The sequence below is a fragment of the Echinimonas agarilytica genome (genome assembly GCF_023703465.1).
Lineage (GTDB): Bacteria > Pseudomonadota > Gammaproteobacteria > Enterobacterales > Neiellaceae > Echinimonas > Echinimonas agarilytica.
Genome location: NZ_JAMQGP010000003.1, coordinates 173,356 through 195,359 on the forward strand (window position 1 = coordinate 173,356; position 22,004 = coordinate 195,359).

The 22,004-nt window shown below is 46.2% G+C and carries 14 protein-coding genes; 6 read left to right on the top strand and 8 right to left on the bottom strand.

What is annotated here, in order from left to right:
- Positions 1-86: 86 nt before the first annotated feature.
- From NAF29_RS08055 to NAF29_RS08085, 7 genes are all read right to left on the bottom strand, one after another.
- Positions 87-1,346, bottom strand: a complete 1,260-nt coding sequence (locus NAF29_RS08055) for a sensor histidine kinase (RefSeq protein WP_251261065.1) — start codon at positions 1,344-1,346, stop codon at positions 87-89.
- Entirely contained in the window at positions 1,343-2,032 is a 690-nt protein-coding gene (locus NAF29_RS08060; RefSeq protein ID WP_251261066.1) for a response regulator transcription factor, read from the bottom strand. The genes NAF29_RS08055 and NAF29_RS08060 overlap by 4 nt, the downstream gene beginning before the upstream one ends.
- A gap of 121 nt (positions 2,033-2,153) precedes the next feature.
- Positions 2,154-5,354 (bottom strand): efflux RND transporter permease subunit, encoded by a 3,201-nt coding sequence (locus NAF29_RS08065; RefSeq protein ID WP_251261067.1) that lies wholly within the window; start codon positions 5,352-5,354, stop codon positions 2,154-2,156.
- A gap of 1 nt (position 5,355) precedes the next feature.
- Positions 5,356-6,585: an efflux RND transporter periplasmic adaptor subunit gene (locus NAF29_RS08070; RefSeq protein WP_251261068.1), complete on the bottom strand. Its 1,230-nt coding sequence runs from the start codon at positions 6,583-6,585 to the stop codon at positions 5,356-5,358.
- A complete protein-coding gene (locus NAF29_RS08075) occupies positions 6,582-7,976 on the bottom strand; it encodes a TolC family protein (RefSeq protein ID WP_251261069.1) in 1,395 nt (464 codons plus the stop codon). The genes NAF29_RS08070 and NAF29_RS08075 overlap by 4 nt, the downstream gene beginning before the upstream one ends.
- 292 nt (positions 7,977-8,268) lie before the next feature.
- Complete coding sequence (gene glmS / locus NAF29_RS08080) at positions 8,269-10,104, bottom strand: glutamine--fructose-6-phosphate transaminase (isomerizing) (RefSeq protein WP_251261070.1); 1,836 nt, start codon at positions 10,102-10,104, stop codon at positions 8,269-8,271.
- Positions 10,105-10,126: 22 nt separating this feature from the next.
- Positions 10,127-10,924 carry a DeoR/GlpR family DNA-binding transcription regulator gene (locus tag NAF29_RS08085; protein WP_251261071.1) on the bottom strand — a complete coding sequence of 266 codons (798 nt, stop codon included), beginning with the start codon at positions 10,922-10,924 and terminating at the stop codon, positions 10,127-10,129.
- Positions 10,925-11,184: 260 nt separating this feature from the next.
- Between NAF29_RS08085 and NAF29_RS08090 the strand changes: the two genes are divergently transcribed.
- The 3 genes from NAF29_RS08090 to NAF29_RS08100 are packed head-to-tail and all read left to right on the top strand — an operon-like array spanning position 11,185 to position 14,496.
- Entirely contained in the window at positions 11,185-12,564 is a 1,380-nt protein-coding gene (locus NAF29_RS08090) for an efflux RND transporter periplasmic adaptor subunit (protein WP_251261072.1), read from the top strand.
- On the top strand, positions 12,561-13,268 hold the full coding sequence (locus NAF29_RS08095) for an ABC transporter ATP-binding protein (protein WP_251261073.1): 708 nt from the start codon (positions 12,561-12,563) through the stop codon (positions 13,266-13,268). Before NAF29_RS08090 ends, NAF29_RS08095 begins: the two co-directional genes overlap by 4 nt.
- Position 13,269: 1 nt before the next feature.
- Complete coding sequence (locus NAF29_RS08100; RefSeq protein ID WP_251261074.1) at positions 13,270-14,496, top strand: ABC transporter permease; 1,227 nt, start codon at positions 13,270-13,272, stop codon at positions 14,494-14,496.
- 175 nt (positions 14,497-14,671) lie between these two features.
- Here the strand turns inward: NAF29_RS08100 and NAF29_RS08105 are convergent, their stop codons facing one another.
- Positions 14,672-15,655 (bottom strand): sigma-70 family RNA polymerase sigma factor, encoded by a 984-nt coding sequence (locus NAF29_RS08105; protein WP_251261075.1) that lies wholly within the window; start codon positions 15,653-15,655, stop codon positions 14,672-14,674.
- Between the two features lie 289 nt (positions 15,656-15,944).
- Here NAF29_RS08105 and NAF29_RS08110 point away from each other — a divergent pair, with 289 nt between their 5' ends.
- The 3 genes from NAF29_RS08110 to NAF29_RS08120 all read left to right on the top strand — a co-directional run bounded on the left by NAF29_RS08110 (position 15,945) and on the right by NAF29_RS08120 (position 21,930).
- Positions 15,945-16,589: a response regulator gene (locus NAF29_RS08110; protein ID WP_251261076.1), complete on the top strand. Its 645-nt coding sequence runs from the start codon at positions 15,945-15,947 to the stop codon at positions 16,587-16,589.
- A gap of 64 nt (positions 16,590-16,653) precedes the next feature.
- Positions 16,654-21,192, top strand: coding sequence for a response regulator (locus NAF29_RS08115; RefSeq protein ID WP_251261077.1), 4,539 nt, complete (start codon positions 16,654-16,656; stop codon positions 21,190-21,192).
- Positions 21,193-21,237: 45 nt separating this feature from the next.
- Positions 21,238-21,930 carry an Hpt domain-containing protein gene (locus NAF29_RS08120; RefSeq protein ID WP_251261078.1) on the top strand — a complete coding sequence of 231 codons (693 nt, stop codon included), beginning with the start codon at positions 21,238-21,240 and terminating at the stop codon, positions 21,928-21,930.
- Positions 21,931-22,004: the final 74 nt, after the last annotated feature.

Consider the following 22,004-nt stretch of genomic DNA (forward strand, 5'->3'; position numbering starts at 1 on the left):
CCGTGCGACTCATCAGTGGTGAAGGGCGAGTCCGCTTTCTACACTATGAATTCTCAATAGCGGCCAACCACTTTAAAAAGCTGACATTAACGATTGAATATCACCTCAACTTTCCAAGCTTGTTCATCGTGAATGGTTTTGTAATGCCAGCCGTGATGTGCAATGAGTCGTTGAGTTAACTCCAGCCCCAATCCGAAACCTAGATTGTCTTCGCTTGTTTCAGTGCCATGGTTATGGTTGACGATGGAAATTTTCCTATCTGTTTGAATGATATCAACTTTGCCTTTTTGAGTGTGCTGGAACGCGTTCCGGATTAAATTGGCAATGACAATACGACATAAGCTTTCAGGTAGCTCGGCTTCGGCGTTATCCACGCTTAGATTGACATCAACGGGTTTGCCTTGCAGTAAATAATGAAGTTCTGACTCAATTTGTTTCGTTAATTCACCGATTTGAAGAACCTGACTTGGTAATGACTTTCCTTCTTGGCGATTAAGCCACAACAGGGTTTCAGTTAGGTCGGTCATTGTATAGCCTGCGCGCTCGATTCGATCCAATACCGCTAACTGCTTTTGAGTTGGAATTTGCTTATTGATCATCTTACGGAGTAACTCTGCATTTGTGCGGGTTACTGCAATGGGGGTGCGCAATTCATGACTGGCATAGCCTAAAAAGCGTTGCTCTCGTTCAAGGCTTTTTTGCACGGAGCTAAGACTCGAACGAATCAATTCTGCCAATGAATTTAATTCGCTGTAGTGAAAGTTAGGAACGGGCTGAGTCAGCTGTTCTTTATCTAAGCCTTTGGCCCAATTTCTTAAGCGCTCAACTGGTGATGCAATTTTCCGCTGCACCACAATTAATACTAAGGAGAAGAAAAGTATTGCAACCAAGCCGGTTAAAATGATGTAGAAGAATGGTGGCAATTGCCCATTAAATTTTTCATCCTTGCGGAGGTGTTCCAATACTAAAGCTGCGTAACGAACCTTGTCGCCTTCTACAATTTTCATCACAAAGTAGCCAAACTTCGGTGGAGATATGATTGGAATACCATCAATGACCTTGACCAATTTATTTGGGGTTAACTCAGCTTCAACAAAGTTGTATTGGATGGGAAGCGGTAAATCTTGCCATGTTGCCGCAATGGTTAAGTCATCCGCTTGCAGTGGTGAATCATTGTCTCCTAGCGCAAGGGCCATAGCTTGCGAGCGAAGCATGCCGCTCATCGCCATATCCATGCCTGAGAAAAAGTAATTCACAGCGGTTGCTGTCAGTACGCCAATGGTCAGTGTGCCGGTGAATAGCATGGCAACGAGAAAGTAAATTCGAATACTCGGTCTTATTTTCACGCTTGGGCCTCTTCTTTTTTCAAGGCAAATCCGTGTCCTGTGATGGTGTGAATCAGCTTGTGTTCTGAATGGCCATCAACAGCTTTTCTTAGATTAAACATGTGTACCTTGAGGCTATTGCTGTCTGGCTGAACATCTCCCCATACGCTTTGCATCAATTTGTCACGAGAAACGGTATTCGGACTATTCCGCAGTAAACATTCCAATAACTTAATGCCGATTGGTGAAAGCTTAATGGCTTGATTGGCACGCGTAGCTACTTTTTTTTGTAAATCTAACTGAAGATCGTCCACTTTAAGCTTACTGATTTGGCCGCTGCGCCGACGAGAAAGCACTTGGGTGCGAACAATCAATTCTTCCATGGCAAATGGTTTCACTAAATAGTCATCTGCACCTTTCGAAAAACCGGTTAGCTTGTCGTCCAAGGTGTCGCGCGCGGTTAGCATCAGGATTGGCACATCAATGCCTTGAGAGCGAATGCGTTCACTGACCTCAAGGCCGTTCATTTTGGGAAGGTTTAAATCTAGGATCACAACATCATAGTGGTTTGATTCAATAAGGCTGTAGCCCGATAAACCATTTGCGGCATGATCACACTGGATGCCTTCCAGTTCTAGGTAGTCGATAATGGCTGTTGCGAGGTCGATATCATCTTCCACCAGCAGCAGTTGTAGATTTTCAGCCATTATTTCTCTCTCATTGTTTTATATGGTGAGGGAACGTTCAAAATCAAAGCGTTGTTGGCTTTGCTGCCCTCGTCAAGCTCAAATAGATGTATTTTATGGCATCTTTGCACTTTGCTTTGTCTCAATAACTAAGGTTTGTATTCTGCCCCAGAACCCTATTTTTTAGTGCGCTAATGAGCTGTTTTACATCATTTTGAATCATTAACAGTGACGGTGTAAGTAGCAAAGTGATGACGGTTGCAAACAAAATCCCGTAACCCAGAGCCGCCGCTGCGGGAATTAAGAACTGTGCCTGCATTGAAGTTTCACTCAAGATAGGAGCAAGACCCGCAAAAGTTGTCACTGAGGTGAGTAACACAGCGCGCATACGAGCGGTACATGCTTTCTCAATTGCTTCATTGATAGACAAATTCTTGTCTTTCACCAGTTCATTAAAGCGTGACACCAATAGCAGGCTATCATTCACCACAACACCGCTTAATGCCAAAATTCCGTTCAGCGATAAAATACTCAGCGTTAAATCATTCAACCAGTGGCCTAAGATTGCACCGACAATGCCGAACGGGATTGCAACCATGATAATCAGTGGCTGCACGTATGATTTGAGAGGAACGGCCAGCAGAGCGAAAATTGCGATCAGTGCCAAAATGAAGGTTGATTGCATCGAATCTGTTGACTCTTTTTGCTGTTCAGCTTCGCCTGCAAAGTCGATGGACACCGTTGGATAATTCAACTTCAATTCTTTAACAATACTGTTTTGTAGCTGTGCGACCAACTCATTTGAGGCGATAATGTCTTGGTCCAACGACGCCGTAATATAAATAGCTCGTTGATTATCAATGCGTGTGATCTCTGATTGTTGATAACCCGAATGCACAGCCGCTACCGTTGTGAGTGGAACCACTGTGCCATCTGCCGTGCGCACATTCGATGCTTTAATATCTGCCAGAGTTTGGCGGGCTTCTTCGGGATAACGAACACGGACTTTCACTTCGTCTTTGCCCCGTTGGAAACGCTGAACAATATCGCCCCCAAATGATTGCAACGCTTGCTGTGCCAAAGCTGCGGTATCCATGCCCAATGCACGGCCTTGGTCAGTTAACTCAAACCGGTATTGTGGTTCTCCTAGGTCTAAATTGTCGTCAATACCACTTACTCCGGCGACCTCTTGAAGCTGGGTTTTGAACTTGTTTGCGGCTTCTGTCAGCAGCATTTCATCACTGGCTTTCAACTCGACCTTAAAGGCGTCTACCATTTCCTTCATAGAAAGAACTTTGAGTTTTTTCACGCCTTCCATATGAGATGAATTGGCCAGCCAAAGTTTGGCAAAATCGTTTGAGGTATAGCTTGCTTCCTCGTCAAGCTCAATCGTGACAGAGCCTGCTTTATCTTCACTGGCAATCACCTGAACGCTGTCAATTGCTGATTTATCACCGCCATGTTCGGCGCGTAATTGCTGGTCTACCTCAATAGCATTTTGTTCAAGAGCTAATAGGTTTGTGTGGGTTTGGCCAAAGCCGCTGTCGTTGTACATGCGAATATCAGCGGTCACAGTATCACCGGTAATTGCTGGGAAAAAGGCAACGCGAACGGCTCCGGTAAATGGCATGCCAACCACTAATATAAACAATGCTACAAAGCCTAAAACCACTGCATATCGGAAGTTTAATGCTTGTTGAATGGCACGCTTATAAACCTTGTGATTAAGCCATTCAAGACCGTTATCGGCACCTTGTTGAATGCGATTCCAAATGCCTTTCTTTTCGCTACGCTGAGTATTGACATGAGCAAGGTGCGAAGGCAGGATCAGCTTTGACTCAACCAATGACAGCATCAAGCAGATAGCAACCACAGAGGCGAACTGTGCGTAAATTTGCCCCATTTTGCCGTCAACCATGGCTATCGATACAAATGCGACCACAGTGGTAAGCACACCAAAGATCGTAGGTGCAGCAACTTTGTGCGTACCAATAATGGTGCTCTTGATAGAGTCTCCTTGTTCTCGGCGAGTGGTGTACACGCTTTCACCAATGACCACGGCATCATCAACAACAATACCCAACGCCATGATAAAACCAAAAGTGGTCATTTCATTAATGGTTAAGCCCATAAAAGAATCGGTCATGAAGTAAAGCGTGCCGCAGAATACAAAGGGCAAACTCGCCGCGACCCAAAACGCAACTCGAACATTAAGAAATAGCGCAAGAACGATAAAGACTAATGCAATACCTGTCATCGCATTCTTAATTAGTAATGACAAACGCTCTTTAATTAGCGTGCTTTTGTCGTACCAGCTTTCAATCTCAACGTTGTCAGGAAGAAGGTTGCTCGCTTGCCAAGCATCAATCACTTGCTTAGCCTGATTGACAATGCCGATCACGTCGCTGTATTCATCCATTACAATCTGGATGCCCATCGAACTTTGTTGGTTGTAGCGAGATAAACTGAAGATATCTTCTTCAAAACCATCGGTAATGGTTGCAATATCACCTAACTGAATTTGGCTGCCGTTTGCGGTTGTTAAGACAGGAATCGTTCTAAAGTCTTCAACCTCATAAGCTTGCTCGCTCACTTTGAGGCGAACGGTCTTTTCTCCATTGCGCAAACTGGTTGCAATGCTGGTTGATGACTCCGCGTTAATCACATTTGATACATCGGTGAGCGTTAAGTTGTAGGCTTGCAGCTTGGACTCATCCACTTCAACTGAAATCATTGGATCTATCTTCGCTTTGATGTCCAAATCACGAATTTCACTTTGGGCGAGTAAGTCTGATTTAAGCTGCTCTGCTAAATCTTGCAGTGTGCCGCGATCGGTGTCGCCATAGAGTTGAATCCACAATGCATGCTCTTGCCTGCGCGCTTTATCGATGACTGGATTATCGGCTTCGACAGGCAGGTTGTTGATTGCGTCGACCTTGGTTTTTACGTCATCGAGCAATACGTCTAGCTCGTAATTGGTTTCTTTTTCGATAGAGACATGGCTACCTGTGGAATCTGAGGTTGACGTAATGTGTTTGATCCCCGACACCGTTTCTAACGCTTCTTCGATCTTGATTGCGATGCCTTCTTCGGCCTGAATCGGATCACCACTGTCGTATGTGACTGAGACCGTTACAATGTCTGGTTCTAAGCTTGGAAAAGCTTCCTTACGGAGATTATTGACTGACAGTAAACCCAACAGGATCACACCAATCATCAGCAAGTTTGCTGCAACCGAATTTTGGGCAAACCAAGCGATAACGCCTTTTGGGTAAGGTTGCTCTAAATGACTTGAATCTGAACCGTCGTTGCTCGTGTCTTTATCTACAAGATTACCGCTCATTTTAGTCTTCTCCAGATTCATTATTCGCAGTAACCCATGCAATATCTGTTGATGCTTGTGCCAGTTTAGGCTTAACCATCATGCCGGTCTTAAAGTTACTCAGTGGACGTTTGACCACCTGCACATTGTCTGAAGGTTCGGTTGGCTTGATATAGATATGGCCTTGACGCTCAAAGACTTTGGTTGCGGCCTTGTTAGCTAACAGACCTTGTGCATCGACCGTCCAGATCTCGCCTTGCTGAGATAATGCTGATGCAGGAAGTTGCCACAAATTATTCACTTCAGTGCCTTGGATCGTCGCTTTCACAAAAGTACCTGGGAATAGTGGCTCTGTTTGTTCGAGGGGATTATCAATTACTAATACAACAGAGCGTTGACGAGTTTCTTGAGCAACATACTGAAAACTGCGTTCAATGGTCGCGTTCCAAGAGTGCGAGCCGGTGCTATTGGTAATGGTTGCCGTCCAATTCATTTCCGAAGATGTATTGTGCTTGGGTAAGTTTGCCCACTGCGAATCAGACAGGGGAATTTCAATTTCAATACGGTCGATACTGTAAAGTGTCGCCACATTGGAACCTACGTTGAGGTAGCTGCCCGGCTGAATGTCACGAGCGATAACAACGCCATCAAATGGGGCGATAATTTGTGTCTTTTCGAGGTCGTTTTTTGCTTTTTCCAAAGCTTTTTGCGCATTTTCAAGCTTGGCTTGCGCACTGGCGAGCTGCGGTTCACGCAAAACCAAAGGAGAACTCGGCTCGCCCGTTAGGCCAGAACGTTGCCATTCTGAGCGAGCTTGCTCACCTTCACGCTGCTCTTCAAGTAGCTCTTGCTTTGCATTGGCAAGGTCATACTTTGCAGCGGTTACGGCTTGTTCATATGTGGTTGCATCAAGCGTTGCTAACAGGTCTCCTTGCTGAATAGTTTTACCCGCTTCAAACGATTCTGAAAGCCATTCAACACGGCCACTGACCTCACTGGTATAAGCCAATTCGAAGCGTGGCTTCGTTTCGCCATAACCCACAACTTGAGCTTGGTAGCTGGCGGGTTGAACTAACTGAACTGCCACTTGAGGTAGCGACAGCTCGGTTTGTGGCTTCGCTTTTCGCATTGGTTTTTCTTGTTCAGCTTGGGCAATTTGAGCCCCGTTGTAACTCATAACAGCAAAAATTAAACCGACCGAAGCCAGTGTGATGGCAACGCTTTTTGCATTGTTTTTGAGTGCGTTTTTCATGCTTTTTCTCCAAGGCCTGTAGTACCTAAGCCAAGTGCAAGGCCTAAATCAATGCGGTTGAGTAATCGTAGATAAGTGGTATTCGTAAGCAGGGCTTCAACATCGTAGGCTTGCTGTTGAACGGTCAGCAAATCGAAGATATCGACCAACCCCTGACGGTATTTCTCTTCGTAACTCACCACGCTTCGTTGAGCGCTGCTTAAAGCGTCATTGAGGTGGTGTTGTTGTTTTGCTAACGCGCTTTCTTGGCCGATGGCGTTTTCAACTTCATTCACAGCATTCAGCAAGGTTTCTTGATACGTCCAATAGGCTTGCTCCGTTGTTAGCTCGGCTATTTCGGCATTCGCTTTTAACTTTCCGCCTTGAAAGAGTGGGGCAGAGATGGAACCAAGCGCACTCCACAATGGGTTGCTAAACAGCGCCTGACTTGGCGTTTCAGCCATATCTTGCAAACTTGCAGATAAGCTAAATGATGGCAGCATTGCTTTGTAAGCTGCATCGGTTCTTAGACCCTCTGCTTCAATATTGAAAAAGGCTTGCTGTAAATCAGGACGACCGGACAGGTCTTGCACTGACATCGAATCCAATGGGTTTATAATTTGAGGGAAGCGCTCTGCAACCGTGATCGCTGATGCCTCTGAATTCCATTCGCCTGTGAGTAATACCAGCGAACGCTGGCTTTGTGCTAGATTCTCCTGGTATTGCGCCAACGTTGCACGAGATGACGCTGTGCTGGTTTTGGCATTGTCCAGCTCCTCCAATGTGCCCAGCCCAACGCGGTATCGCTCAAGCACTAAGGTTTCATTGTTACTTAGAATGTCTAAGCGGCGCTGTTCAATTTTCAGCAACTGTTGGTTGACACTGATTTCCAACCAACCACGCATCACATTTGCAGCAAGAAGCGCCTGAGCGTTTTGCAAATTTGCTTGGGTCGCAGCAATGTCTTTACCGGAAGCCGCTGTGATATCTGCCAAACGTTGCCATAAATCTAACTCCCAACTCACGGTTAGATCAGCATTGTAATGATCCTCACTATCTTCGGCATATTGCCTCGATAAGCCAGCATTCACGGTTGGTAATTGATCAGCAAAACGAATGCCTTCTTGCGCGTACGCTATTTTGAGAGCAAGAATACTTTGTTGCAGGCTTGGGCTGTGGGTAAACGCTGTGCTTAAGTATTCATCTAGCTCGGGTACATTCACGAGATCAGTGATCTGATTAGGCTCCAAATCAGAGCTATCCGGTGTGGATTGCTGGTACTTTTCCACCAACAATTCAATCGATTGAATTTGGCTGTTGCTTGCCTGAGTTGCAAAGTCGGAATCACTTGTTGATGCGCAGCCGAGCAGCGTTGTCATCATCACAGCGATGATTGAATACCTAAACGTCATTGGTGTTATCTCCCACAAGATTGTAAGCAAGATAAACCAGCAGAGGTTAAGGGCGGGTTAAAGGCTCAATAGCAGCGATGTCATCTGTGTGGAGTGTTTGCATTCACTTGTTTTTGGGCAAAGCTGAGTGAGCGCAACTGTGAAATCCATCCAGCCTTGAGATGACAAGTGACCGTTGACGTAAAGAGTTATCATCCAATTAAAGTATGATGTTAAAAATCTGGAGAGACTACAAAAACGGCCGCTCTGGTGAGCGGCCGTTTTCTGTTTCTAACCATTCTGTCTATGAAGACTATTCAACCGTCACTGCTTTTGCCAAGTTACGGGGTTGGTCAACATCCGTGCCTTTGATGAGCGCAACGTGGTACGACAAGAGTTGTAGCGGTACCGTGTACAAAATAGGAGCGACGAGGTCGTCACAATGCGGTACATCGAGCACTTGCATGGTCTCATCGCTGGCAAATTGTGCGTCTTTATCGGCAAACACGTACATTAATCCGCCACGAGCGCGAACTTCTTCCACGTTTGAATGCAGTTTCTCTAACAGTTCATTGTTAGGGGCAACTACGATGACTGGCATTTCTGAATCAATCAAAGCCAGTGGGCCATGCTTGAGTTCGCCAGCGGCGTAGGCTTCGGCATGAATGTATGAAATCTCTTTGAGTTTCAGAGCACCTTCCATTGCGATAGGGTACTGATCGCCACGGCCTAAGAACAATGCGTGTTGTTTGTCGGCAAAGTCGGCAGCAAGAGCTTCGATGGCTGTGGACTGGTTCAACAATTGCTCTACTTTTGCCGGTACGGCTTTGAGTTCATGAATGACTTCAGCTTCACGCTCAGCACTAATACGGCCTTGTAAACGGCCAATGCCCAAGGTTAGCAGCAACAATGCCACGAGCTGGGTAGTAAATGCTTTGGATGATGCAACGCCAATTTCTACGCCCGCTTTGGTCATGAATGCCAAATCTGATTCACGTACCAGTGATGAGCCGGGTACGTTACATACTGCCAAGCTAGACATGTAGCCCATCTCTTTTGCCAAGCGTAGCGCAGCTAAGGTATCGGCTGTTTCACCCGACTGAGATAAGGTGACGAACAAGCTATTTGGGCGAACCACGGATTTGCGATAGCGAAACTCTGATGCAATTTCTACGTTACATGTGACGCCGGCAATGGATTCAAGCCAGTAGCGCGCGACCATGCCTGAGTTATAGCTTGTGCCACAGGCGCAAATTTGTACATGTTCAACGTTAGACAGTAGCTCGGCACCGTTTTCACCGAATGCGTCTAAATTTACACCGGTTGATGAAATACGTTGGTCTAGGGTTTGCTGTAATGCTAAAGGTTGTTCAAAAATCTCTTTTTCCATGAAGTGGCGGAAACCACCTTTACCACCGGCGTTATGTTCTACGTCTGATTCAATGACCTCACGCGTGACAGGCTGGCCCGACTCGTCGAATATTTCTACACCCTTGCGGGTCAGTTCGGCCACGTCGCCTTCTTCGAGGTAGCTGAAACGGCGCGTAACAGGCAACAGAGCGAGTTGATCAGACGCTAGGAACATTTCGCCCAAGCCATAACCAATGACGAGTGGACTGCCTGAACGGGCAACGACTAAACGTGTTGGGTCGTTCTGGTCGAGCACTACTGTGCCATATGCGCCTTCTAGCTGGGTCGCTGCGCTTTGAACGGCTTCGCGCAGGCTGTTGGCTGTTTTGAGTTCGTGATGCACTAAATGTACGATCACTTCAGTGTCTGTTTGCGAAGCAAAGGTGTAACCCAAGCCTTGTAGTTTTTCACGGAGTGCATTGTGGTTTTCGATAATGCCGTTGTGAACCACTGCAATAGAGCGGGTTGAAATGTGTGGGTGTGCGTTTACTTCACTTGGCTCACCATGCGTGGCCCAGCGAGTGTGAGCAATACCAATAGGGCCATTGGTGCCAGAACTTTTTACTGCATCGTCAAGCTCTTTCACTTTGCCTAATCGGCGAACGCGCTGGAGTTTACCGTTTGCATCGAGCATGGCAACCCCTGCTGAATCATAGCCGCGGTATTCTAAACGCTTTAGACCTTCGACCAAAATTTCGGCCACATCACGTTGAGCTACTGCTCCGACGATTCCACACATAGTTAGTTCTCCAAATTAAAATTTAAAACTTGTTTGTTGATTCGCTTAAAGGCGCGGCGATCACGGTGACGCCTTGGCGTTCAATCGCTGCTTTCGCCTCTGGCGATAAGTTGGCATCGGTAATGAGTGTATCGATGCTGTCCCAGCCCAATTCCATGTTTGGAATTCGGCGTCCAATTTTGTCTGATTCAATCATCACCACAACTTCTCGGGCGAGTTCTGCCATTTGGCGACTCAAGCCTATGAGTTCATTAAATGTGGTGGTACCGCGGGCTAAGTCAACCCCATCGGCTCCTATGAATAGTTGGTCAAAGTCGTAAGAGCGTAGCACCTGCTCTGCAACCTGTCCTTGAAACGCTTCTGAATGTGGGTCCCAAGTACCACCTGTCATTAAAAGGGTGGGTTCGTTCTCTAATTCGAGAAGTGCATTCGCTACTTTAATCGAGTTGGTCATGACCACAAGGCCATGTTTTTGATTCAATGCAGGAAGTAATGCGCCTGTGGTGCTGCCGCTGTCGATAATGATTCGATTGTGATCGCGAATGCGTTCAGCTGCTGCTTTGGCAATGGCTAGCTTGCACGTTGAAGTATCTTCACTGCCGATTTCATTTGAATCACTGACTAAATCTTGCGGCATTGGCACTGCGCCGCCATAGCGACGAAGCAATTGTCCACTTTTTTCTAGAGCAGTGAGATCCTTACGAATTGTAACTTCTGACGCAGAAAAACGCTGAGCCAGTTGATCAACACTTACTTCACCTTCTTCAAGGAGTTGGCTGACAATCTGATGGCGGCGTTGTTGTGTGTTTCGTTTCGACATGAGCTACATATGTTTCGTTTCGGAGGCAGGATTCTATCAAAACGAAACTTTAAAGTGCAAGTCGAAAGAAATATATTTACCAATAAGTTTCGTTAAGCAGTTTGAATGCTTCACGAAACAAGCCTAGAAACGTGACTTTAGAGGGCAGAACAATAATGGTGGGAAGCGCATGATGGGGCGTAAAGTTGTGTAAAAATCATGGGGTTGTTGGATGCTGCGTTGGTAGCATAGCAACATTGCGATTGACTATTAGAGCCACTATGAAACGTTTTTACATGATTCTTGCCGTTGCGCTAGCTATTTTAGCCAGCTGGTTTTTCTTCTCCGACAGCAATGCAACATCGAAGGGAGACACCAACCAATACAAAACAGAAGTGGTCAGTAAAGGTAATATTCTCAATTCTGTGAGCGCAACGGGCACCCTTGCCGCAGTTGATGATGTGATTTTAGGAGCCCAGTTGTCGGGGCAAATTACAAAGGTTTACGTGGATTTCAACGACATTGTTAGTGCAGGCCAACTGTTGGCGCAAATTGATCCCAGCACCTTTGCTGCAAAAGTCGCTCAGGCTGAAGCGCAAGTGGCTAAAACGAAGGCTGATATTAGTTTACAGAAAATCGCGATTGAGCGCTCTGAGGTTACTTTGGGTAAATCGGAACGTGATTTACGGCGCGCAAAAAAGTTAGCGATCACCAATAACATTTCAGAAGATGAGTTAGATGCATTTCAAACACAGCTCGATCAGGCCAAGCTTGATGTGCAACAAGCTCATGCTCAACTTGAGGTTTTGCACGCTAACTTGGCAGCCAACGAAGCGAGCATGCAACAAAGCCAAATTGACCTGAGCCGAACTGAAATTCGAGCACCTATTGATGGTTTTGTGATTGACCGAACCATTGAAGCAGGACAAACCGTGGCGTCTAGCTTAAACACTCCAGAGCTATTTACGCTGGCTAAAGATTTGTCACAAATGGAAATTGAAGCGTATATCGACGAGTCAGACATTGGCCAATTGGAACAAGGGCAGCGTGTGAGTTTTACCGTAGATGCCTTTCCAGATCGAAAATTTAATGGTGCGATTAAACAAATTCGTCGGGCTCCGCAAAACACTTCAGGGGTTGTGAGCTACACCGTTATTGTGTCGGCCAATAATCGTTCGGGAGCATTACTGCCGGGCATGACAGCCAATTTAGATATTTCTATTGATGCGGTACAAGACGTACAACGCGTCTCAAATGCAGCGTTGCGACTGGCGAGCCGAACCCAAGACAAATCGCAGCAAACCCAGCGCCGAGGTCCAATGGGGCAATTGTCTGAGCTGAATCTGACAGAACAGCAAAAGCTGCAACTTAAAGAGCAAATGCCAGAGCGCTCTCAAGCACTTGGGCGCGGTGCATCGGAGCAGCAACGAAAACGCATGCAACAAGTGATTAATGATGTGTTGACTGACGCGCAGAAAGAACAATATTTGGCACTCAAATCCGGAAAAATAAAAACCTCGCAAGTATTGGTGCTCCGTAATGGTGAGCAGCAGCGCCTGACAATTTCTACCGGCATTACCGACGGGCAATATACTCAAGTGCTTAAACCCAGCTTAGAAGGCGAACATGTGATTACTCAAATGAAAGCAGGTTCGAAATGACAGCAGCCGTTCAATGCATCAATTTAAGTCATAGCTTTCCGATGGCGGGGGAGCACTTTCAAGTGCTCAAAAATATTGACTTAACCATAGAACAGGGCGAAATGGTGGCTATTATGGGGCCATCGGGCTCAGGTAAATCAACCTTAATGAACCAAATTGGTTGTTTGATGACGCCCGAACAAGGTGAAGTGAAAATCTTAGGACAATCTACTTTAGGCATGGGCAAAGACGCACTCGCCACCTTACGTCGCGATCGTATTGGTTTTGTTTTTCAACAGTTTAATTTGCTGTCTCGTACATCGGCTTTAGACAATGTGAAAATGCCGTTGATGTATGCCGACAGCCCGGTGAAGAATGCGCACCAGCTGGGCGTACAATGTTTAGAGTCTGTGGGCTTGGGTGATCGCTTGTCGAACCACCCCAGTCAATTATCAGGTGGTCAGCAACAGCGGGTCGCCATTGCCCGAGCACTGATCCATCAACCGAATATTATATTGGCCGACGAACCCACCGGTGCACTCGATAGCCATACCAGTGGCGACATTATGAAACTGTTCCGAGAACTCAATAAGCAAGGAAAAACCGTCGTATTAGTCACGCACGAAGATGAAGTTGCCGCCTATGCTGACCGAATTGTGATGGTGCGAGATGGTGAACTGCAACCTAGCTCGCCTGCGCAAAATGCTGTAAGCGAGGGGCAATAATATGACCTTAGTTCATACGGCATTGCTCTCGCTAAGACGTAATTTAATGCGGTCAATTCTAACCACCTTGGGCATTATCATTGGCATCAGTGCGGTGATTGTGATGTTTGCTTTGGGTGAAGGCGCGCAGCGCGAAGTTGAGCAACAAATTGAAAGTTTGGGTACCAATGTGTTGATGGTGCGAGCGGGCTCCACTAAATCGGGTGGGGCGAAGCAGGCGGTGGGAAATGTCAGTAAGTTAGAAATGTCAGATGCCGATGCGATTAAACGCGACATTGCAGAAGTGGTTTACGTGGGCGCTTCAAATGGTGGCCAAGCGCAAGTGGTATGGGGCAATCAAAACTGGTCGACGGGTATTCAAGGCACCAATACCGATTACCTCCATGCCAGCAATTGGCAAATCGCTCAGGGCCGTTATTTTTCCGATAGCGACGTTAGAAGCGGCGCTAAGGTCGCTTTAGTCGGTCATACCGTTGCTCAAGAACTGTTTGGTGATGCGGAATTCGCACTGGGCGAAGTGGTTCGAGTGAATAAAGTACCATTAACGATTGTGGGAGTGCTTAAAGCCAAAGGGCAAGACATGCGCGGCTTTGATCAAGACGATATCTTGATCATTCCCATCAGCACTGCCAATCGGCGGGTATTGGGGCGCTCCGGCACTAATATTAAGCGAGTTCAGCGTTTGACGGTCACAGTTGATGAAGCCCAAAACATGGATTACGTCTCTGAGGAATTGGAACGTCTTTTGAACCAGCGGCATCGAGTGCCCGTTGGGCAATTGAGCGCCTTTCGCATTATGAACTTATCGGCCATGTTGTCGACTCGTGCTGAAGCCAATCGCGTCTTTTCTATGTTGCTAGCTGGCGTTGCGGGAGTGTCATTGCTGGTTGGTGGTATTGGCGTCATGAATATTATGTTGGTGAGTGTGACCGAACGAACTCGCGAAATCGGACTGCGTATGGCCGTTGGCGCAAAGCCCAAACATATTTTGATTCAGTTTCTCATTGAGAGCGTGACGCTTTGTGTGATCGGTGCCTTAATGGGCGTGTTGTTGTCGTTGCTGGTGGTTGCGATCTTGCAATATGGCGTGGGCTGGACCATGGCTCTGTCACCAATGATCATCGCCATTAGTGTAGTAGGCACGGCGCTTATCGGTATTGGTTTTGGCTTTTATCCGGCTTACAAAGCTGCAAACCTAGATCCCATCGAAGCGTTGCGTTACGAATAAGGTAGAATCAGTTTTTGTTCAAAAGATATAAATACAGAGCAAGCTGGGGGATGACTTGCTCTGTATTCAGTTTTTTCTTGTGACGAGTGATATTGCGGTCAGTTCAAACAATGGTTAGGGGAGTGAGAGCCAATGCCTGTAGGCATTGACCTTGGTTTAAACTAGGGCTTGAGTGTTATGCAAAGGCACCCAGAGCTTGCTCCATGGAAATACCTTTCTTGTTGAATATTTGGCGTAGCTGAGCCAGTGCTTTAGTTTGGTAGTGGCTTGCTACTTGACGTGAAACGCCCATGCTTTTACCGATGTCGGTGATCGTCATTGGCTCGTATCCAAGTAATCCAAAGCGTCGAGCCAAGATTGACTTCAAATCGTCTTCTAGGCCTTGCAAAGATTCAGTGAGTACACAGCTCACTTGCTTTTTTTGGATTGCGTCTTCTGCGTTTGTTTGGTCTTCGTCAGCGAGTAAATCGACCAACGAAGCATCTTCATTTTTACCAACGGGCACGTCTAGGGAGCTTGTTTTGGTGTTGAGCTTGAGCATTCTTCTCACATCAGCCACGGGCTTATTCATCTTCTGTGCAAGTTGCTCTGCTGTAGGTTCATTGTCTAAAGACTTTGCCATTTCGCGAGCTGTTTTAATGTACGCATTCATTTCTTTGAGTAAGTGAACGGGCAAACGCACAGTTCGAGATTGATTCATGATGGCGCGGTCGAGCGTGTCACGAATCCAGTAAGCGGCGTATGTAGAGAAGCGGAATCCTTTTTTAGGGTCAAACTTCTCAACAGCTTTGATGAGTCCAATATTGCCTTCGTGAATTAAGTCTAACAGTGGCAACCCACGGTTTAAGTACCCTCTGGCAAACTTGATGACAAGTCGTAAGTTGCATTCAATCATTTTCTGGCGAGCAGCTTGGTCACCTTTTTGCACTCGCTCAGCAAGCTCTATCTCTTCAGCGGCTTTCAATAATGGGTAGCGCCCGACTTCTTGGAAATAAATGTAATCAGGAGCCACATCCTGTGAGGGCTGACGTTTGGTGCTGCTACGAAATTCTTGGTCGAGTTTTTCGTTTTTAGCAATAGTGGCGTCAATATCAGAAATGTCCGCGATAGCGAATGGAGCGTTTGATGGGGTGTGAGCTAAGTGTGTTTGAGCGTTCATATCGATTCCCTTTCTTGATTAATTTGAGCACTTGCTGGTCTCAGCCGCTTGCTCTTAAATGTTGGTGTGTTGTTGCACTTGTTGATGACAATGTTATGCCTGTTAACGGTGTTGAGGTACTCGCAAAACTTCGGGAAAGTGATAGGAAAACTACGAGCTAGGCCACTGGTAAAATTACCAGTCAGTTCAGTTGGTAAGGTTTCAGGCTAGTTTCATTGTGGTTGGCTTTGAGTTAATCTGAATCCATTGAATGAGCGCTTGCGACGCGTGACAACGTAACGAGATATTGATGAAGAAAACCCTCATTTTGGCCGATGACCACGTCATTGTTTCTGAAGGTATTAAGAATTTACTCATGCAGGAATATGAGGTCGTTGCGACTGTCGAAAATGGTCGAGATCTCATTACGCAAGCTAAAAAGCTGAATCCCGACGTGATTGTCTCGGATGTTTCCATGCCATTGCTCAATGGTATTGATGCGTTAAATAAGCTGAGAGAGCAACACGTAGACACAAAAGTAGTATTCCTGACCATGCATCCAGACGTTAAGTATGCAATTAGGGCATTAGATGCCGGCGCTTCAGGGTACGTGCTTAAAAACTCGGCGGCCGATGAACTGCTTGCAGCGGTTGAGGCCGCATTGGTTGGGCGCACGTTTATTACATCTTTGTTGGCTGCTGAAGTGATGGAAGCATATCGCTTGGGGGGCGACCAAAAAAATGCCGACCCATTGGCACTCCTATCTCCCCGCCAAAAAGAAGTGCTGCAACTGCTTGCCGAAGGCCGAACAGCCAAAGAAGTGGCGAATGTTATGAATATTTCAAGCCGAACGGTTGAGTTTCACAAGTATAAGATTATTGAAGTGTTGAAGCTCGACAATGCCAGAGAGCTGGTGAAATTTGCTATTGAAAACGGATTAGCGACGAACAACTAAAGCTCACTTCAATGGGTGAGTTTTAAAATGAAGGGAAGTGCCCTCGGGTGTTAGATATTTCACTATGATTCAAGATAAATGGTTGAAAACAACGCAACAGATTGCCTCAGTAATTTCTGTTTGCTTAGGTCTTTTGGTACTCATTGGTTGGTACACTCACAACGAGTTACTTATTCAGGTTTCCCCTTCATTTGTACCGATGCAATACAACACTGCATTTGGTTTTCTTATCGCAGGTAGCGGCTTGTTTGCGGTGAACTCAGCCCTTCGCAGTGGCGTTTTATCGTTTGTGTTAATGCTCTTAGGAGCGCTGACTTTATTTGAATACATTGCTGCTATTGATTTGGGTATTGATCAACTTGCGATGGAACACTATGTCGATATCAATACTTCACACCCGGGTCGAATGGCTCCGAATACCGCCTTGTGCTTTTTGCTCTTTGGCGCAGGGATCATGGTCATCTCACGCCAAAAGGGTTTGAATGCTAAGTTAGCGACTTCTGCGATTTTGGCATCCATTGTTTTCTCATTGGGATTTATCGCATTTACGGGCTATTTAACAGGAATTAACACTGCATATGGTTGGGGCAAACTCACTCAAATGGCCGTTCATACGTCATTTGGATTTATCGTACTGGGGATTGGCTTGCTCGGACATGCGATTCGCTCTGCTTCGGCTAATCGTACTTTGCACTTTCCGCAATGGTTGCCTTGGCCTGTTGGAATTGGCTGTTTGTCTTTTAGTATTGCGGCATGGCAAGCCTTAAAATCCCATGAATATCACCTAGTGGCTTTGTTTGGCTCATCGGCCAACACATTTGCGGACGAAGGCGTTCTATTTGTAGGGATTATTGTTACGCTGGGTTTGACCATGGCCATTCGAAATAGCCTGTTCGCTGCTCAAGTTAAACCGGGAAAATTTAAATATTATGCGCCTTGGGTGACGCTGATCTTTGGTATCGCGCTAACAGGCCTGCTGTATATCATTCTCGACAAAAGCTCGCGAGAAACCACAGAAGCGCGATTTAATGCTGCGGCTCAAAGCCATGCCAATGCTATTTCTAGAGGTATTGATGCGTATACGGAATCGCTTTTCGACATCAAGAAATTGTTCTGGGCCTCACAACAAATTAGTCGTGAAGAATTTGCGCTTTACGTTCAACGGAATTTACAGGTTCAGCCGGGATTATTGGGTTTGCAATGGCTGCCCCGGGTAGTAGATGAAGACCGAGCTTCCTTTGAGCGAACGACGAGTCACATCTATGACAAACCGGTGCAAATTAGCCGCTTAACTGACGATGATGAAATGGTCGTTGCGCCGAGTAAGCGAGAGTATTACCCCATTTTATATTTAGAGCCTTACGCCACCAATCAACACGTACTAGGGCTAGATGTTACCTTCCAATCCTTTTCTCTGCCGGCGATTTACAAAGCTATTGATGAGAACATCGTCACAGCGGCACTACCGCTTCGCTTGGGAAGCTCTAAAGGTGCAGTGGGTGGGGCGTTAGTTTTGCCCATATACGATATTGACCAGCCGTTGGCAGATATCGCGGATCGCCGTAGGGCTGTGGTTGGGCTTGCGGCCGCAACCATTGAAATTGGTTCGATGATCGAGGATATTCTCAACAATTACTCTGAGCCTGCCGGTTTACACATGCAGTTTATGGATGTGAGTGAGCCCAAAGCGCCGTTGTTTCTCTACACCCACCGTAGCCGCTATCCAGATTCAACAGAGCCGCCCGAAACCTTTGATATTAGTACCGAAAAGGTCATGTCCGTTCAGACTATCTATTTCGGTGATCGTCAGTGGCGAATAATTGCTTTGCCGTCTAATGATGCACTGTATCCAAATTGGGATCCAACCAGCTTAGTACTGCCTTTTGCCGTACTATTGCTCACGATTTTCTTGTTTATCTACTTACGACGAAGCAATCTTCAAGATGAAGAGAAAAGCCTGTTGATTCAGCAGGTCGAACTTGCTCGCCACGATGCAGAGCGAAAGAATAAAGAGCTTGAAGATTTAACCATCGACTACAAAGCGATTCTGAATTTCTCCAGCGACTTTTTGTACATTAAAGACGCTAAACATCGGTTCAAAGCACACAATCTCAACTTTGGGCGCTTAATTGGTTTCGATTCGATTTTTGGCGGACGAGGCAAAACTGATTTTGACGTATTCCCACCAGAAGATGCAAAAGCCTATTTTGAAGCTGAACACAACGTGATTGAACGCGGTGAGCCTCTCATTGATCACCTTGAAACATACCTGAAACCAGATGGTTCAAAAGGGTGGGTTAAGTCGAATAAACGCCCCATTTATGATGATGACAATAACATTGTAGGTATGTTTGGTTTTTCTGCGGAAGTGAGTGAGCTGATAGAGGCGAAAAAAGTTGCAGAGGAAGCGACGCAAGCCAAGTCTGACTTCTTGGCCAATATGAGCCACGAGATTAGAACGCCAATGAATGCGGTGATCGGTATGTCGCATATGGCGCTTCAAACTGAGCTCGATGCTAAACAACGAAATTACATCGAAAAAGCTCACCGCAGTGCCGAAAGCCTACTGGGTGTGATCAACGACATTTTAGACTTCTCGAAGATCGAAGCGGGCAAGTTAGACCTAGAGTACATTGATTTTCAATTGGAAGATGTGCTCGAAAATCTAAACAATCTATTAGGTCTCAAAGCTGAAGAAAGTGGCATTGAATTGATGTTTGATGTGCCGGTCGAGCTGCCTACCGCGCTGAAAGGAGATCCGTTAAGGCTGGGACAAATATTGCTCAACCTGGGGGCCAACGCCATTAAATTTACGGAGTCGGGCGGTGAAGTCGTCATTCATGCCAAACTTATAGAACAACGTAATACCGACATAGAACTTCAATTTTCCATTCGAGATACCGGTTTGGGCATGAGCGTCGACCAACAAACACATTTGTTTGAATCGTTCAGTCAGCTCGACTCTTCAACAACGCGCAAGCACGGCGGCACGGGTCTTGGCCTTGCCATTTGTAAGCAGCTTGTGGCGCTGATGCAAGGCCGTATTTGGGTAGACAGTGAAGAGGGCAAAGGCAGTACCTTCTACTTCACAACATGTTTAGGTATTCAAGAAAAACCAAAGCGACGAGTCAACAAAGAGCCGGTTGTACTCAAAGATTTAAACGCTTTGATTGTTGACGATAACAGCTCATCCAGGCTCATTCTTAAAAGCATGTTGAGCAACTTTGGTTTTTCAGTCGCTGAGGCAACAAATGGCCGTGAAGCCATAGCCATGATTGAAGACGCCGAACAGACCAAGCCATATCAATTGGTACTCATGGATTGGCGCATGCCAGAACTTGACGGTATTGAAACGGCTCGCACTATTCAAAGCGATCCGAATATTAAATCTGCTCCCACGGTGATTATGGTCACTGCCTATAGTCGAGAAGAGGCAAAGCTAGAGGCCAAAGGTGTTGCGCTGGCAGGTTTTCTAGCCAAACCTGTGATGCCTTCGTTACTGCTCGATACCATTATGGTGGCATTGGGCCATAGCGTTGTGGTCGATTCGAGATCGTCCACCAAACAAGAAAGCCTTATCGATGCGCTGCGGCAGCTGCAAGGAGCCAAAGTCTTGTTGGTGGAAGACAACGAGATTAACCAAGAGTTAGCCATTGAGCTGTTCAAAAGTAAAGGGTTGAAGCCGACTTTGGCATGCAATGGCCAAGAGGCGCTTGAATTGTTGGACACACAAGAGTTTGACGGGGTGCTGATGGATTGCCAGATGCCCGTCATGGATGGCTATTCCGCGACTCGTGCCATTCGTCAGCAGCCGCGTTTCAAAGATCTGCCGGTGATTGCTATGACAGCGAATGTGATGGCCGGAGACCGCGAAAAAGTGCTTGAGGTGGGAATGAATGATCATATCGCTAAACCCATAGACATCGAAACTATCTTTCAAACCATGGCGCTTTGGATTCACCCCAAAAATGGAGCTTACAGCAAGGCCAATGGTCAGCTTATTTCTCAGTCTGGCATCGAAATTCCAATCATCGACGGGGTTGATACTCATGCCGGTTTAAGAGCATCGATGAATGATAAAGTCTTGTACCAAAAGCTGCTGGCGAAGTTCTCTGAAGGCTACGAGAATTTTGAATCTGAATTTGAAGAAGCGCTCGTAAGTGACGATCACAGCATGGCTTCTCGAATGGCACACACGTTAAAGAGTGTAGCCGGAAGTATTGGTGCAAAATCAGTGCAGGATGCAGCCAAAGAGCTAGAGTACGCGCTGTTGGATAACCTTGAAACCGAAAGAGTAGATCGGTTACTCAATACGTTGATGGCTGCTCTTATGCCTGTACTCGCGTCATTACGAGAAATGCACATTAATAGCGCTTCAAACGATCTACACAAAGCGCTATTGCGTTTAGTCGGCTATCTGAAAACATATGATGCACAGGCAATGACTGAGATTGAGAATGTTCTTCAAGCCATTGACAAAGGCGACTCAGAACTCTTTTCAGTCGTGTCGAGCCTAAAGCAAATGATCGAAGACTTTGAGTTTGACGAGGCGCTTGAACGGGTTATCGAGCTGAGTCATCAGCAGGGGCTAAACATTGCGTAATTACCCAATGATGTTTGATATTACTCGTAGGAGAGTCGTTAAAATATGAGCCAAAAATTATCGAACAATTCCGCCGTGCTAGCGACTTTTTTGGCTCACTGCGTGAAAGACATGATGCAGCTCAAGCGAGTGTTGAAGCGATCGGACACCGATGCTTTAAAGCTGGTGGCGCAACAAATATCTGCCTCAGTCGCAGAGATTGGCGCACAAGACACTTGTCACCTCGCACAGCAACTTGAGTCACAAGCCAGCTCATTGTCAGCGCAAGATAAACAAGCAATGTGCAATCAATTAGTGACGGATTACCAACAACTGATTCAGCAGGTCAGAAGTCATCAGCAACGATTAGAGAAGCAACCCAACCCTAATAGTCAAAGCGCTACTGACGTCAATTCAGTCTTGTCTCAATTGAATGCGTTGGACTTAAACATTGATCGCGAGGAAAGTATCAAACGCTGTGGCGGCAGCGTTGAACTCTACAAGAAGTTGCTACTTAAATTTGTGGATATGTACGGCAATGGGTTCACGATTGCCAGTCACGAACTGCAAGCGTTTACACACAGCATTAAAGGCGCGGCTTCTTATTTAGGCCTAACCGATATTGCAGAATTAGCAGCTAGATCTGAGCAGGCATTGAAGCTTAATGCTGATGAACAAGTGCTTATAGCACAACTCGAAGAACTTACGATCCGTGTATGTGAGCAATTAAAACGTCAACTCACAGCCTTCACAACGTAAGCTTAATCACTCAATTACAACACCTACCTCAATCGTTATAAGGCTCTGAAGCGTTATTCAGAACCTTTCTGTGA